This window comes from Acetobacter zythi, assembly GCF_963921165.1.
Taxonomy (GTDB): domain Bacteria; phylum Pseudomonadota; class Alphaproteobacteria; order Acetobacterales; family Acetobacteraceae; genus Acetobacter.
In genome coordinates, this window is record NZ_CAWUEO010000044.1 from 1 (window position 1) to 15,955 (window position 15,955).

Annotated in this window: 14 protein-coding genes; 9 read left to right on the forward strand and 5 right to left on the reverse strand. The window is 47.8% G+C overall.

Features of this window, described 5'->3' with window-relative positions; translation table 11 throughout:
• Window positions 1-156: 156 nt before the first annotated feature.
• Together tnpB and tnpA are read right to left on the reverse strand one after the other, a co-directional pair.
• Window positions 157-504, reverse strand: coding sequence for an IS66 family insertion sequence element accessory protein TnpB (tnpB, locus tag AABE20_RS11285; protein WP_019092242.1), 348 nt, complete (start codon window positions 502-504; stop codon window positions 157-159).
• A complete protein-coding gene (gene tnpA, locus AABE20_RS11290; RefSeq protein WP_051672078.1) occupies window positions 501-989 on the reverse strand; it encodes an IS66-like element accessory protein TnpA in 489 nt (162 codons plus the stop codon). The genes tnpB and tnpA overlap by 4 nt, the downstream gene beginning before the upstream one ends.
• Before the next feature lie 478 nt (window positions 990-1,467).
• Here tnpA and AABE20_RS11295 point away from each other — a divergent pair, with 478 nt between their 5' ends.
• Window positions 1,468-1,683: a hypothetical protein gene (locus tag AABE20_RS11295; protein ID WP_338333155.1), complete on the forward strand. Its 216-nt coding sequence runs from the start codon at window positions 1,468-1,470 to the stop codon at window positions 1,681-1,683.
• A gap of 608 nt (window positions 1,684-2,291) precedes the next feature.
• Here AABE20_RS11295 and AABE20_RS11300 read toward each other — a convergent pair.
• From AABE20_RS11300 to AABE20_RS11310, 3 genes are all read right to left on the reverse strand, one after another.
• Window positions 2,292-2,828: a DUF3828 domain-containing protein gene (locus AABE20_RS11300; RefSeq protein ID WP_338333156.1), complete on the reverse strand. Its 537-nt coding sequence runs from the start codon at window positions 2,826-2,828 to the stop codon at window positions 2,292-2,294.
• 676 nt (window positions 2,829-3,504) lie between these two features.
• Window positions 3,505-3,765: a hypothetical protein gene (locus tag AABE20_RS11305; RefSeq protein WP_338333157.1), complete on the reverse strand. Its 261-nt coding sequence runs from the start codon at window positions 3,763-3,765 to the stop codon at window positions 3,505-3,507.
• Between the two features lie 326 nt (window positions 3,766-4,091).
• Window positions 4,092-4,478, reverse strand: coding sequence for a hypothetical protein (locus tag AABE20_RS11310; RefSeq protein WP_338333158.1), 387 nt, complete (start codon window positions 4,476-4,478; stop codon window positions 4,092-4,094).
• 129 nt (window positions 4,479-4,607) lie between these two features.
• On the opposite strand from AABE20_RS11310, the gene AABE20_RS11315 reads away from it, so the two are divergent.
• The 8 genes from AABE20_RS11315 to AABE20_RS11350 all read left to right on the forward strand — a co-directional run bounded on the left by AABE20_RS11315 (window position 4,608) and on the right by AABE20_RS11350 (window position 15,861).
• Window positions 4,608-6,155 (forward strand): recombinase family protein, encoded by a 1,548-nt coding sequence (locus AABE20_RS11315; protein ID WP_338333159.1) that lies wholly within the window; start codon window positions 4,608-4,610, stop codon window positions 6,153-6,155.
• Window positions 6,155-7,030: a plasmid partitioning protein RepB C-terminal domain-containing protein gene (locus AABE20_RS11320; protein ID WP_338333160.1), complete on the forward strand. Its 876-nt coding sequence runs from the start codon at window positions 6,155-6,157 to the stop codon at window positions 7,028-7,030. Before AABE20_RS11315 ends, AABE20_RS11320 begins: the two co-directional genes overlap by 1 nt.
• Window positions 7,027-7,911, forward strand: coding sequence for a plasmid partitioning protein RepB C-terminal domain-containing protein (locus AABE20_RS11325; protein WP_338333161.1), 885 nt, complete (start codon window positions 7,027-7,029; stop codon window positions 7,909-7,911). The genes AABE20_RS11320 and AABE20_RS11325 overlap by 4 nt, the downstream gene beginning before the upstream one ends.
• Window positions 7,912-8,127: 216 nt before the next feature.
• On the forward strand, window positions 8,128-9,165 hold the full coding sequence (gene add, locus AABE20_RS11330; RefSeq protein ID WP_338333162.1) for an adenosine deaminase: 1,038 nt from the start codon (window positions 8,128-8,130) through the stop codon (window positions 9,163-9,165).
• A gap of 695 nt (window positions 9,166-9,860) precedes the next feature.
• The gene (locus AABE20_RS11335; protein ID WP_408740895.1) at window positions 9,861-10,358 is read left to right on the forward strand and encodes a (2Fe-2S)-binding protein; all 498 of its coding nucleotides are present in this window, start codon (window positions 9,861-9,863) and stop codon (window positions 10,356-10,358) included.
• A 35-nt stretch (window positions 10,359-10,393) separates the two neighbouring features.
• Entirely contained in the window at window positions 10,394-12,616 is a 2,223-nt protein-coding gene (locus AABE20_RS11340; protein ID WP_338333281.1) for a xanthine dehydrogenase family protein molybdopterin-binding subunit, read from the forward strand.
• Between the two features lie 135 nt (window positions 12,617-12,751).
• Entirely contained in the window at window positions 12,752-14,035 is a 1,284-nt protein-coding gene (locus AABE20_RS11345) for a c-type cytochrome (protein WP_338333163.1), read from the forward strand.
• Between the two features lie 224 nt (window positions 14,036-14,259).
• Complete coding sequence (locus tag AABE20_RS11350; protein WP_338333164.1) at window positions 14,260-15,861, forward strand: hypothetical protein; 1,602 nt, start codon at window positions 14,260-14,262, stop codon at window positions 15,859-15,861.
• Window positions 15,862-15,955: the final 94 nt, after the last annotated feature.

Below are 15,955 nucleotides of genomic sequence, written 5' to 3' on the forward strand. Positions count from 1 at the left end.
TGGCCGCACGGGCTTCCGCGACCTCGGCACGCGCCTCGGCAGCGGCAAGTGCCGCGCGCAAGGCGATGATGTCGTCCGTGTCTCCCGTCATGAAGGCAGTTGATCACATGGGCGCTCAAAAGGGTACCAGTATATGCTGACCTGGCGCGGTTTTTATTATCCCGCCAGTTCAGGTCTCCATGTTTTCTGCGGATTGCGCCAGTCCACACCCTCCAGCAGACAAGTCAATTGTGACGGGGAGAGATGGATCGCTCCGTCCTTTGCCGAAGGCCACAGGAAATGCCCGCGCTCGATCCGCTTCGCATATAAGGAAAGGCCGATCCCATCGTGCCAGATCAGTTTCACCAGGTCGCCGCGTCGGCCCCTGAAGGCATAGACGTCACCCGCGAAAGGGTCACGACCCAGTGCTTCCTGGACCTTCAACGCCAGCCCGGGCATCCCCAGGCGCATATCGGTTACACCGGCCGCCAGCCATATCCTCAGCGTGGAAGGAAGCGGGATCATGATCGTAGTGCACCCACAATTTCACGCAGACGATCAGCGGACAGCCCTGTGTCGAACTCCAGCCGCACACCGTCCGGAAAGACCAGGCTGACGGCTTGGCCGGACAGCGTTCCCTGTTCTCTCCGACGCTCCAATGGCTGCGGCTCGGGGGCCGGGGCCACCATGACAGGTATGAACGATGTCCCGCCTTTGGCCTGCGCTTTGGCCCGAGCCTCTCGCCGCCAGCGAAACACCAGACTTGGATGGATCCCATACTGTGCAGCCACCTCCCTTATTGGGCGTCGGCTCTCGTAGGACGCGATGACCACTCGCGCGCGAAATTCAGGGGCGTGCCAGCGGCGGCGATCCGAAACGATCTCGATCCGCGAGGCGTCCGCCAGCCTGTCCCGCTCGCCTGTCTCTCTACCGCTCCTTTGGAGCCTCTCTGCGGTACTACCTGCGACACTCGCAGGTAGTACCGCGTCCCTATCTCTTAAATCGCTCATGCTTCATAGCTGAACAAGACCAGAAGTATTCAGCAAGGCGTCAGTCGCCGGGAGCTTACAACCAAGCGGACAATCTTCCTTTATATCAGGGCTTTTGGGGATACTCCCGTCAGTGACCTCGGCGATAGTCAGGCGGGAGCTTTTCGTGACCTGCTTCTTGCCTTGCCCGCAACACTGGGCATTCCTTGCTCCAGTTCTAGTTTGGCTGAAGATAAAGGTGTTTTCGTCGACCAGTTCAGCGTAGACATGTCAACGACGAAGCCTCACGCTTGCTGTGAGGTTTAATGAATGATCCAAATATCAACACTTCATTCTCCCCCAAAATTGGTATTTTTTGGCTTATCATGGAAAATGGAGTGCCACGTTTTCTGACGGATATGATCTATGTTAATGAGGGAGAACAATATGGCGCCTCTGCTACATGAAGTGTACACTATGATTTTTGGAAAAAAATCCGAACAAAATAAAGATATCCTTAGTGTCTCGTGTGCCTCTTTGGTCCGAATATAAAGAATGGCCCCGTGAGCGGGTCATTTTCAACAAAAAACATAATAATTTTGTTGTATATGCCGATAAAAATATTTTGACTGAGACGGGAAAGCAAGAATTAACTTCAACTTTCTCCTTGCATGGTAATCCAAATATCTTCAAGCAAGATGGACATTATGTCAGCGCACGTCAAATTACAATCTGATATATCCTCACTCAACAATATTCATTATTTAATATCAATCAATATGTTTGAAATTATTCTTTCTATTTACTTATAATTTTATTTAGGCGTCACATTGATGCAATGTTGACCATTTATTTTATAAGGAGAATTTTATCATGCAATTTCGATTATTAGACAATAAAGCCAGACCCAAATGGGTAAGTCAGTCGTTGGACATACAGCCCTGAAAGGAAACGAGCCATCAAGGAAACCCTTGGCTCTTTTCCCTGCTATTACTCCATGGTCCGCCATTCCATTCTGGACAAATGCACCACGCAGGAAAAAGCAGAGGTGCTGGAATGGTGGCGTGTCACCAATGAAGCTACAAACCGAGAACGTGTCAGAAGTCAGGTCACAAAGCTTCCTGTTATTTTCAAAAAAGCCTTTCTACCTTACTGGATGTTATCCAGGATAGTCCTAAAGACCTCGTGAAACTCAAAAACCATGCCTATGCGTTGAAAAATGCTGTCAGCAGGGTTGTTCGTAGGAAATCACGCCAACAGAAAAATCAGGAAACCGCCACATTCCCAGAAGAGAAAATCACATCTTAATTACACAAAAAATAATCTATACTAGAGATAAATTACTCAGTTATCCTTGCAATCAGGCAGGTCCGTATCCAGAGACGAGTCTACCTGGTAAATCTTCCAAACACTACTTTCACGGTATAACCTGACACACACAGCAAGCGGCTCACCAGCCCCTTTTGGAAAATTCATGAGAAGTCGAATAACTGAATTATTTCTATCTGCCTTTATTTCTGTGACCGACATAAAAGAGGCCCATCGTGCATCGAAATCCTGAGTATGGGTGAAATAATTCCTATCTCCAGTCAAATTACTGTAAGTTCCATATTTATAAGCCAAAATTATTTTTTTATGCAATTCTTTTGTAATATATTTTTCAATATTCATGCTACAAAACAAACCATCACGTTTTTTTTCCGCACCATTACTAAAAATATAATCGCAAGTAATCATATATTTTTGATAAAATTTCAGAACTTCCTGCGCTGGCGTTGTACTCTGGGCATATGCCCAGTGTGGAAAAAAGGTAAAAACACAAAGAGTTAATATTTTATATCCGTTACGAATGTCGGTAAATTTTATAGATTGATTTCTCATTGCGATATGCTGGCCCAGGATATAAGATTCTCTGTTTGAAATCTGATATCTAAATATTACTATCGAACATGCACATATGTCCATCTGCGTGCCCTATGATAGGTTGGATAACAGCAACATTTTCTGCTCCGAATGGCCCTGTTGACATCCCACGGCATATTTTTCTCCATAATCGGTTATTTTTCTGTTCATGGATCATCAAATGATAAAAACCCGTCAGAAATTATTCTAGCGGGTGACATGCAAACAGCACACAATACATTCCGGTTTTTGTATTTTTGTGTTTTTGTCTCTGAAGATCAAAAATCTGATATAATCAGATCATCACTGGAACCAATGTAATTTACAAAAACACTCCCCGCTCTCACTGTCAAACTATCCTCGTTAGAGAATTCATAACGCTAATTATTTCACATTCATAATCAAAAAATTTTATGTTGTCTGAATTGTTATTTTTTTAAATCACATCAATAAAAATTATATTTAATTATTCTATTTTCCAGGATATTTTATGTAAATTTTATTTTCCTCTTATTGTATTTTTCTCATTTATTTTGTTGTATTTTGATTATATCCAAACGCAATAAGCATCAGCGTTGCTACCTCAGCAATCTAGTAAAGAGAAAATACTTTCTCTATTGAGATTATTTATTTAAGAAAAAACCTTATTTTATGATTAATGAAATAAAAATGAATCATTTTTTATTACGTTTTGATGATGACCTTTATGGCAGAATAACAGAGCAGACAGCGTTTTGACAGCATGCATCAGCAGTTTACCACCGGCGCTGCCCTGAACAGACAGTAAAAAATGCTCAAGACGGAAGCCGACTGCTTGTCCAGCATGATCGTTGACACCCAGAGTCACCAGCCTGCCCACGTTGCTCAGTTGGTGCCACCTCACAGGAAGAACGCAAACCTGCCCCGAAAATTTCATCGCCTCTTCTTTCAGCCATGGCTGAACGCTTCATCTATTCGGACAAAACAAAGAGTGCCGACACCATAAAAGCTATCCTGAAGACCGTCGGCCTGTTTACTGAAGTTTTTGGCAATATACTTGTAAGACAGATGACTGGTAACGTGGCGGGAGAGTTTTTTTGACCTGCTTTCTTCCCTACCCGCAACACATGGAAAGGCAAAACAGTTCTCCCGTTCCGTGGTGTCATTGCACAGGCGTAAGAACGAGGTCTGGAGATGGTAGGGGAGAAAACCGTTTTTTCCAAGTGAAAGAAACAGTTTTCCCATTCATAAAAATACTATTCTTTATTGCTTTGGAATATATTTCATAAATTCGCTTACAGCTCGGTAAAGTTCTTTTCTACTCTTTGTTTCCGACATCGCTCTCCACAAGCCCAAGCGTGCTGATAATTCCAAGACGGCTATAGTGACCTCATCAGAATGACGCATCAGAACAACAAGGCTTGCACCGCTAGGGCCGTTGCGAGCACTCACCCAGTTTCCAACTGTCCGTAAATTTGCTCCTGTTAATCGAGCAATATGTTTTACGTGCGCTGGTGTGTTCCCAAAATCGCGCCGGAGTGCATCCGCGATAATGGTTGCAAAGGCAGCCTCCGTATCAGCAGACGGATCCAGCGGAAAATTACTTCCTTTATTGACGCGAACATTTCGGTCTTTTTTTGTAAACGACATTCCACATTCCTTTGCATTACAAAAACGATCATCTGGGTACGATCGATTCAGATCGACCGCACTGCGATCGTGACGCAAAATGTGGGCGGGTGGCTTTTCCGTCTTTAACGCATAGGGCTGGGGATAAGAGTGGAAGCAGTAGGAGCAATAATTCCGGTACGCGCCGCCCAATATGTGCGGATGTCAACCGACCATCAGAAATACTCCACAGAAAATCAGGCAGAAATTATCGCGGTTTATGCCGGACGACGAAATTTTCAGATTGTTCGCAATTATGCCGACGAAGGACGTAGCGGCCTCAATATTGCTGGACGTGATTCTCTAAAACGCTTGATTGAAGACGTCCAAAGTGGAGCCGCTGATTTCGAGGCTATTCTCGTCTACGATATCAGTCGTTGGGGGCGTTTTCAGGATGCGGATGAAAGCGCTTATTATGAGTTTATATGCCGCGAACGTGGAATTAACATCCATTATTGTGCTGAACAATTTGATAACGATGGAAGTCTGCCATCGAATGTTATGAAAAGTATCAAGCGCGTGATGGCCGGAGAATATAGCCGCGAGCTGTCCGGCAAGGTTTTCACCGGACAATGTCGCCTGATTACGCTTGGTTATCGGCAGGGAGGTCCTGCTGGTTATGGTCTAAGGCGTTTTCTCGTAAACGAGAATAATGAACCCAAGGCTCTCCTCGCCCGAGGAGAACACAAAAGCCTTCAAACTGATCGCGTTATCCTTGTCCCCGGACCGAATGATGAAGTTGAGACAGTAAGCCGGATTTATAAGCTTTTTATTCTGGAGCACCGTTCAGAGCGTGAAATTGCTACAATTCTCAATAGAGAAGAGCGATTAACAGACCTTGGGAAATCCTGGACGTATGCTGTTATCCGTCAGATTTTGAGTAATGAGAAGTATATAGGAAATAATGTTTACAATCGTGTTTCTTTCAAACTGAAACAGAAACGCGTTGTGAATGATGCCGATATGTGGGTTCGTGGTGATGCCGTTTTCGAAGGAATTGTCGACCCTGCCCTATTCGAAGCAGCACAAACCATTTTCGCGCAAAGAGCTCGCCGCTTTTCCAATGAAGAGCTTTTGAAAATGCTGTCCGATCTTCTTGCCTGTCGTGGTGTTCTTTCAGGCATGATTATTAACGAAGTTGAGGAAATGCCGTCGAGTGCTGCTTATCGACATCGTTTTGGCAGTCTCCTCCGTGCCTATGAACTCATCGGTTACCAGCCTGCACGTGATTACCGTTACGTCGAAACCAACCGTCAGCTGCGATTGATGCACCCCGAGGTGGTCGCAAAGACCATTGCAGGAATTGAAGCCATTGGTGGCAGTGTGACTCCTAATGCGCGCAATGACCTGCTTTTGGTCAATTATGAAGTAACGCTTGCGTTCGTTATTGCTCGTTGTCAAAGCACTGCGGCTGGCTCTCTTCGGTGGAAGGTCCGTCTGGATACCAGTTTACAACCTGATCTGACTGTCGTTGTCAGGCTCGACCCAGACAATAAAACTGTGAAAGATTATTATCTTCTGCCATGGCTGGATATTGGTCACAAATCCAGACTGGGAATGGCGGAAAATAACGGAATCAATTTAGACTCTTTCAGAACAGATGATTTATCCCCTCTTTTTCACTTACTGCGTCGTCATACTTTGGAAGGACCGCTGTGATGTCCAAAATTGTCATGATTCCCACAAATTCTATTGAGATTTTGAACCCTCGGGTTCGAAACAAGAAAATATTCGAAGAGTTGATTGAGAGTATTCGCAAGGTTGGCTTGAAACGCCCCATTACTGTCCGACAAGCACCAAATAGTGAAAATTACGAACTCATCTGTGGTCAAGGGCGATTGGAAGCCTTTCAAAAGCTTGGTCAAATAGAAATACCGGCCATGGTCATCGAAGCTACGCGTGACGAATGCTTCGTGATGAGTCTGGTCGAAAATTTAGCGCGCAGAAACCTCTCCCCCCTCGAACTTATTCGTGAAGTTGGTTCGATGCGTGAGAGAGGATATAGCAACGCTGAGATAGCAGAAAAGGTCGGGTTCAGTTCTGATTATGTCTATTCTATTAATAGCCTTTTAGAAAAGGGAGAGGAACGATTACTTAATGCCGTAGAGCGCGGGATCATTCCTCACTCAATTGCAGCAGAAATCGCAAAAGCCACGGACGCAGATGTTCAGAGAGCGCTTACTGAAGCTTATGAATCTGGTGAGCTTCCTGGCAGCCAGGTTCTGGCTATTCGTCGGATTGTGGGAGAACGCAACACCATTGGTAAAAGTATGCGATCAGCACGATCTGGTAACAGAGCCGGACAGCCGGCAACTGCTACCGCCTTGGTTCGGGCTTACCAAAAAGAAGTAGATCGGCAGAAAATTATAGTGAAAAAAGCGCATCTTACCCAAGGTCGCCTTACTTTCGTTGTTGGTGCAATGGGAAAATTGCTGGCTGAAGATCATTTTGTGCAGTTACTGAGAGCTGAAGGATTGGCCACCCTACCCCAACCGATTGCAGACCGACTTGGTGTTGGGCAGGGTCGGGCATGAGTAAGGCAGTTCGCATTTCTTTTGAGCGAGAGGTGCGCGAAGTGCTTCTTGATTCAATTCTTCCTCTCCGTCCAATGAGCAAACGGATTACAGACTCAAAACGGTATCAACGGATTGCGACTTCCGTTGGCGCAGTTGGTGTGATCGAGCCTCTGGTCGTTGCCAGAGCTGCTCGAGATGGACGACATATGCTTCTTGATGGCCATTTACGGTTACATGCCCTGCAAGAACAAAAGATAGAAAGTACTCTTTGTATTATTTCCGACGACGATGAAACCTTCACCTACAATAAGCGGGTCAACCGCCTAGCAACGGTACAGGAACATTATATGATTTCGCGCGCCATTGATCGTGGCGTGCCGCCTGCCATGATTGCCAAAGCTTTGGGCATTGATGAAAAAGTTGTTTTGCATCGGCGGAATCTGCTTGATGGAATTGCTCCCGGTGCCGTTGAACTGCTGAAGGATCGACCTATTAACCCGCATGTTTTTAGTATTCTGCGGAAGATGAAGCCACTCAAACAAACCGAGACGGCCGAACTTATGGTGGCTATGAATAATTTTACAGCCACTTACGCCAAGGCCATTCTGGCGGCGTCGAAGCAAACAGATCTTGCCAAGCCAGACCGGCCTAAAACGGTTTCAGGTCTGACATCTGAGCAGATGGCTAGAATGGAACGTGAGATGGAAAGTCTGACCAAAGATTATCAAGCTCTTGAAGCAACCTTTGGAGAGGACGTTCTTCAGCTTGTTCTCGCCTCTCGTTATCTCGAACGTCTTATACAAAACACTAAAATTGTTGGGTATCTTGAAGCACGTTATCCAGAAATTATCTTTGAATTCAGGAATATTGTATCCGCGACATCTCTTGATCCGAATTAATTTTACAAGTTTATATTTACACAGAACAGCAGAGGCATCCCCTGCACTGGCAGCAGGTGTAACATTGGTCGCAACTTGAGCATGTCGTTGGCTACTTTATCTCGTGTTATGGGAATATTTTTCCAAAAGTGACAGATTGTCATTTGTACTATTTCATTACGGTTCCGATCGTGTATGGTAATGCTCTGCTTTGTGACCCAAAAAGGACTTCATGTCATGATGCCTGCCTCCGATTCCTTTATTGAAGCCTTACCCAAGGCAGAGCTTCATGTTCATCTGGAAGGCACGCTCGAACCTGCGCTGAAGATCATACTCGCCCGCCGCAATGGCCATGCGCTCCAGAGCATGACGGAAGATGAGATCCGCGCCGGTTATGTATTTGATGACCTGCCATCATTTCTCGCTCTTTATTACGAAGGCGTAGAACTGCTACAAACAGAGCAGGATTTTTATGATCTGTGCTACGCTTACCTGAAGAAGGTTGCGTCCCAGAATGTCCTGTATACCGAGATGTTCTTTGACCCCCAGCTTCATACCCGCCGGGGCATCGCGTTCGAGACCGTCATTAAGGGTATCAGCCGCGCCCGTGCGGATGCGGAGCGAGATTTTGGCATTCGTTCTCAGCTTATCATGTGTTTCATCCGCGAAATGAGCGCAGAATCAGCCGACGACACCTTTACCCAAGCACTTCCCTACCTGTCTGAATTGATCGGTGTGGGCCTTGATTCGGACGAGAAAGGCAATCCTCCCGCCAAATTCGCCCATGTCTTCCGCCGTGCACGTGAAGCTGGACTGCATGTGACAATGCATTGCGATATTGACCAGCAGAATACCCATGAGCATATCCGTCAGGCACTTGAGGACGTGGGAAGCGAGCGGCTGGACCACGGGCTGAATGTGCTGGAAAAACCTGAACTACTTCAGCAGGCGCAGGAGCGGCACATCCCCTTTACGGTATGCCCTTTTCCCAACATGGCAATTCGTCCCGGCAGCAATGAAAAAGATATTCGCGCCCTGCTGGATGCCGGTCTGACAATTACCATCAATTCCGACGATCCGGGTTATATGCAGAGTGTGTATATGAACGAAGCCATGAAAATGGCACGGGATGGCGCGGCTCTGACGCCAGAAGAACTAGTTACCATCAGCCGCAATGCATTTAATGCCGCATGGATTGGCGCTGAAGAACGGCGCGTATATCTTGACCAGCTTGATACATTCGCCCGGCAGGAAGGTATTGCTGCGATCGTTTGATTCGCAGTAAGCCCCCTACGGCACACCGTTAATTAGATTGAAATGAATACCACGGCTGCACGGAAAAGGGATTTGCGCTGATAGTAACAGGTTGCGATAACACGACGCTGTTTGCATTTATTGCAATAACCGATCGGTAAAGTTCTGCGTTCTGTAAAGGACGAAATTTGTCTTGTGTTCTATCGTTCTGTTATTTTTGTATGGAATGACCATGCAATTTCGCGTTCGGTCAGCCAGTTGAGCCGCCTGTCCACGTTACGGATCTGATCCGCGCCTCTTTTTTACGGCAACCAGATACAGGAAAATCCGTTCAATCACACTGCTTTTGCAGCAACGGCGCAGTCGTCGGTGCAGGCGCACGTTTTCCTGCTATCAAAACGGACAGGCAGATCACGCCAGACGGCGCCTACGGGATAAACGATACAACATAGCCTTCCACGCTGCGATGTGGATTGGCCAGAATGTAGTCAAAACGCTGGTCTTTCAATTTGTCACGCAGGAAGCGGACCAAACAGCAGATTCACAAAGAAAATGTGTGATTTTAAGCTTTTTTTGCGGGTTACTCTAGGGGCCTGAAAGGTCTAACCTGAAGGAAGCCGGCCCATGGTCCGGCTTTGGCACTTTTGTTGCGATAAGCGCCATCTATCAGGCAATACTGCGTTCCTGCGCACAGATATTTATAAAATTACGGCGATATGGATCGGTCTGTCATTGTGAACGAGGGTTTGATGGAACTGACAATAAACGGTGTGCAACACCAGCTTGAAGTCGAACCGGATACGCCTTTGCTCTGGGTCCTACGTGACGACCTCGGTATGACAGGCACCAAGTATGGCTGCGGTCTGGCCCAATGTGGCGCCTGCACCGTGCTGGTTGATGGCCAGGCCGTGCGCTCCTGCGTAACACCTGTTGAAAACTTGTCCGGGGCATCTGTTACCACGATTGAAGCAATCGAGCAGGATGACCTTGGAAAGCGGGTTGTCGCCGCATGGGTGAAATATCAGGTTCCGCAATGTGGGTATTGCCAGTCCGGGCAGGTTATGGCCGCCACATCTCTGCTCAGGCAGCACCCACACCCCACGGATCAGGAAATTGATGCGGTCATGGTCAACCTTTGCCGCTGTGGAACCTACAACGCCATTCGTGCCGCCATTCATGATGTATGTTCCGACCCAACGCATGGGAGCACATAAAAGTGGCACGAGGCCCTTTTGAGGATGCCCCCATTATGGAGGCGGCACCCGTCAATCTTTCCAGACGTTTCTTCATACTCTCATCAACTGGTGCTGCTGCTGGCGCATTTGTGCTGGGGATTGGTTTGCCAACCCGACAAGCACGCGCTCAGAGCGCGCAGGCTCCCACATTCCGCGGCACGCAGGTTCCTGCCTTTCTGGAAATCCGACCAGATAACAGCATACGTTTGCAAAGCCCTTTTATTGAAGGAGGGCAAGGAACGTTTACTGCCATGGCGCAGATTGTTGGCGAGGAACTAGACGCGGATCCTGCGACCTTCATTGTTGAAAACGCGCCCGCAGGCGAAGAATACGTTGTGATGGACAACGGCAGGCGCGTTACGGGGGGCAGTGGGTCGGTTCGCAGGGGCTATCTGGTCATGCGGCGCCTGGGCGCATTGGGGCGTGAGATGCTGCTGCAGGCCGGAGCGCAGCATCTGGGCGTTCCGGTCTCTGAACTCACCACGCAACCGGGGCAGGTCATCCACGCGGCTTCTGGTCGTGCGGTGCCTTACGGCGCACTGGCGCATGCGGCCATGGACCTCCCTGTACCGGATCCGGCTAACGTAAAACTAAGGGACCCATCGCAATTCCGCTGGATTGGCAAGCCGGTCAAGCGCTTGGATATATATGAAAAATCCACCGGCAAGGTCGAATATACAGTCGATGTGCGAGTGGAAGGCATGCTCCATGCCGCCGTCCAGCATGCGCCACGTCTTGGCATGACTGTCGGCCCCATACAGAACGAAGATCAGGTGCGCCAAATGCGCGGCGTTCATTCCATTCATCGCCTACCGGGAGCTGTGGCGGTGGTGGCCGAGCGCTGGTGGCATGCCAAACGCGCCGTTGAGGCCTTGCTAGTGGACTGGGAAGAGGCAAAGCCGGGTAGTGCCGATGCCATTCGTATAATGCCAGCAGAGTTCTCGAGTGAAGAGTTCAGGCAACATCTGGCGCGTGCCACCGGACAAGAAGACGATGCAGAAACCAAAGGCGATGTAAACCGCGCACTCAAAAACGCCCATACGGTTATCGATGCAACATATTTCAGCCAGTATGTGAACCATGCCCAGCTTGAACCCCCTTCAGCGCTGGCACGTTATAATCCTGACGGAACACTGGAGGTCTGGCTTCCCACCCAAGCGCCGGATATGTTCCGTGCCGATATGGCCAAGCGGACCGGGCTGGACGAGGCAAAAATTACAATCCATTCGCCCCTTCTGGGTGGATTTTTCGGGCGTCATTTTCTTTACAACCATGCCACCGCGTATCCGCAGGCTATTCTGCTGGCCAAAGCCACCGGGCGACCGGTCAAACTAATCTGGACACGTGAGGAAGAATTCCTGCGCGATGTTCTGCGCCCCATGGCGGTTGTACGCTTCCGTGCGGGCCTTGATGCACAGGGACGCCCGGTTGCACTGGAGGTCGTCAGCGCAACAGAAGGGCCAACGGAAGGAGGGGGAACAAAGCGTGGGAAAAGTCTCGATCCATCCGCTCTGGAAGGGTTGACCAACAAATCCTACGATATTCCTGACCGGCGGATTGCCCAACTTTTTGTTAGAAGCCCGGTGGCCTTGGGGTACTGGCGCTCTGTTGGCAACTCCATGAATGACTTTTTGTATGAATCCTTTCTGGATGAACTGGCCGACAAGGGCGGACAGGACCCTTACGAACTCAGGCTGCATCTTTTACGTCACAACAAACGTCTGACCACGTTGCTAAAGGCGGTTGAGGAACTGTCTGGTGGCTGGAAGCGCGGTCCGTTTACGGCACCCGATGGATCACGCCGGGCACGTGGCGTTGCCATGGCCTCTCCATTCGGGTCTGAAGCTGCCGCCATTGCGGAAGTTTCGGTCGAAAACGGACGGGTGCGGGTCCACGATATCTGGGAGGCGATTGATCCGGGGAGCATCGTCAACCCGGCGATTGTTGAAGCGCAGGTCAACGGGGCCGTGGCGCTGGGCCTGTCACAGATTTTACTGGAAGAAACCGTCTATGAAAACGGTATGCCGCGCGCCCGGAACTACGATGGTTACCCCATTCTGACGTTGGACCGGATGGCCCGTGTCCATGTAAAAATCGTTGAGAGTGGCGAGAAGATGGGAGGCATTGGTGAGCCTCCGCTCCCGGCCATCCCACCTGCGGTTGCCAATGCGGTTTCCACCCTGACCGGGCGGCGCATCCGGAGCATGCCGCTGTCACGCCATGAGTTTGCGCGCTGAGACTTTATTCCTTGTGTGCTGGCCCCTTACGTGCAGCAAAAAATTGCGGAATAGACAATGAATGACCGCCTGAAAATAATTTTCGCAATCATAATGCCCATATCGGCTGTTCTGGCGGTAGGAACAACATGGTTCGTGAACCGTATCCCTGCATCACGCTTTGAAATGGCAGGCTCTGCGGCAGATGAACCGAGCGAACTGGTGGCACGCGGGGGCTATGTTGCGCGTCTGAGCGATTGCGTGGCTTGCCACAGTGTGCCGGGCGGAGCGGCCTACGCAGGGGGCCTGAAGATGGCAACACCGATGGGGGCAGTGTACACCACCAACATCACTCCTGACCGGAATACGGGCATTGGTTCCTATACGCTGGCAGACTTCGACAGGGCACTACGCTCAGGCGTGGCCAAGGACGGGCATCGCCTTTATCCGGCCATGCCGTATCCGTCTTATGCCAAACTTTCTGACGATGATGTCAAAGCCCTTTATGCCTATTTTATGCGAGGCATTCCGGCCGTTCATCAGCAAAACCGGCAAAGCACGATCCCTTGGCCTTTGAACATGCGTTGGCCCTTGGCATTCTGGAATGTGGTTTTTGCCCCATCTGGCGTTTATCACCCTGATGCCACAAAGGATACCCAATGGAACCGGGGGGCCTATATTGTTGAAGGAGCGGGGCATTGCGGGGCCTGCCATACACCCAGAGGACTGGCGTTTAACGAAAAAGGGACGGACAGCCATAGTGCCGCATTTGTCTCCGGCGCGCTGATTGACGGATGGTATGCTCCCAGCCTGCGCAACACCCCGAACACGGGACTTGGGCGATGGAGTGAGGACGACCTCTTCCGTTTCCTCAAGACAGGCCGGAACGAACATGCCGTTGTATTCGGCTCCATGGCGGAGGCTTTCAACAACTCCACCCAGTTTTTCTCGGACGATGATCTACGGGCTGTTGCACATTATCTCAAGTCCCTGCCCGGCGATGGAACGCGGGAGGGTGCGTCGTGGCATTACGAACCAACACAAGCTGCGGCACGCGAACCCGCCAAACGGCAGGAGCTACCAGGTGCGCAGACCTATATGGCAAAATGTAGTTTCTGCCATGGAGCAGACGGCCGCGGGCAGGGCCAATGGGTGCCGCCGCTGGCAGGGGCGGCCTCCTCCATGATGCAGGACAGTTCATCCTCCATCAACATCACACTTAATGGCTCGGGCCGAGTTGTGGCGGCGGGAGTGCCGGATGCCTACCGGATGCCCTCGTATCGTGAGCAGCTCTCCGACACAGACATTGCTGATGTTCTGACATTCATCCGTTTATCGTGGGGAAACCGGCAATCTGTCGTATTCGCCGATGATGTCAAAAAACTCCGGGACCAAACCACCCCGGCTAACAGTAGCCCGGTCATTCTGAAAACCCATTGAACCGGAACAACAGTGTGACACCCCATGTTGTCACACTGTTCTGAAATATAATTGTAATATGTCAGGTCTCTTTTCACGGCAATTATAGTCTTGATTTGTGACAATGATAAAAATGGACAGAGATTCACCCTTTGTCATCAAGGCTCTTGCTAAAAAATTTCCCTTGAAGAAGAACTACTTATGCAGTATGTGATCAAAGATGCGGCATTGTATGGAAATAAATAATGAATATAAATATTATTTTTAAAGATAAAAATAAAATTTTAATTCTTATTTTTATTTTGTGGTCAGTAATCACTGCATATCTAGTCTGCCATCATGCATTGTGGCGCGACGAAGTGCGAAATTTTATGATTGGTATTGGGGCGACCCCCCACATTCATCTTATTGGGAATCCTCATCCATTCCTAACGTATAAAATAGAGCAGATATTCTATTGGATCATGGATTCCTATTATGCACTTCCATTATCCTCACTTTTGATATCTTTTTGTACTGTCATAATGCTTCTGTTTTTTTCACCATTTGACGTTAAAACAAAAATATTGATGCTATTTGGCTATCCATTGCTCTACGAATACACTGTAATGGACAGGAATTATGGCATAAGCGCACTCCTGTTAATGCTATTTGCCTATTTCTTTTCCAATAAGAATTACAGGTATATATGTTCTGGTCCGATATTGTTTTTATTGGCCAACACCAATGTTCACTCAGCACTTATTGTCGGTGTATTGTCCGGTTTATGGCCACTCAATGTTTGGTATGAAAACGGTAGAAAATGGAATGATGAAACCAAGAAAGCTGTCATCAATGGTTTAATGGGTCTTTCTGGTTTTGTCGTCTGCCTCTTAACAATTTATCCAATACGCTACGACCTTGCTCCTGCACACCCGCTGGAGATCGTTCCTAAGCACCACCTCCATTTCCTAAAAAATCTAACATTTGTGGAGTGTAAAGATTATATTTCTAATTTTATAGGTGATAAAACTCTTGGAAAAATAATATTTATTATTTTTCAGTCAGCGGCATATGCATTTATTCTTCTATCTGTTTTTGCCTTATGGGGCGATACATTCCTATTTTCTGTTGTAGCTATAGTCCTTATCGGTTTCACTGTATTTTTCTCTATTATTTATCCGGGACGATACAGGCATGAAGCCTTGTGGATTATGCTTGTTTTTGCACTGCTCTGGATAAAGAAAAATACAAACCGGGAACCGGCCTCTAATACATTAACCAAAATTGGATTAGTTTCTTTTTATGGCATGCTTTCTGTACAATGCCTTCTTTCTATCATGCTGGGATTTCATGAAGTAAAAATACCTAACAGCAGGTCTAAAGAATTTTCAAATTTTGTCAGTCAGAATGAAACTTTGAAAGATTCTCCAGTCCTTTCATCCTTGGATTATATTTTGGAATCAATACCGTATTATACAAAAAAACCTGTGTTCATGCTAACACTGAAAGATTTTGATTTTGTAGTACCTTACAAAAATGTTCGTAATTATAATTTAGATGATTTACTTCATACAGCACAAAAGCTGGCGGCCTGTTCCAAATCACCTCCATTGATTTTAATTGTGAATGATAGAAGCAAAACCAAAGGCTCCACAGCCAATATTATGGATAGCATAGAAGAAAATTCCATTAGAAAATACATGTACGATTATTGGACGTTCACAGCAACATCTGAGCAGAAAAAGCGATTTTTGGAAAAAACCCACAAAATAGCACAATATCCTAATGGGTATCTGGAGGAAGGGTTTATAGTTTACGAATTAAACGTAGATGAAAATATGAAGAGTTCCTGTTCAAGGCCATAACATTATTTTCTTATCAGCGTTGGACATTTCAACGTCCAACGCATGATATTGAAAACATTATACGATCTATTTTTCAGAATCGAATAAACCCGCG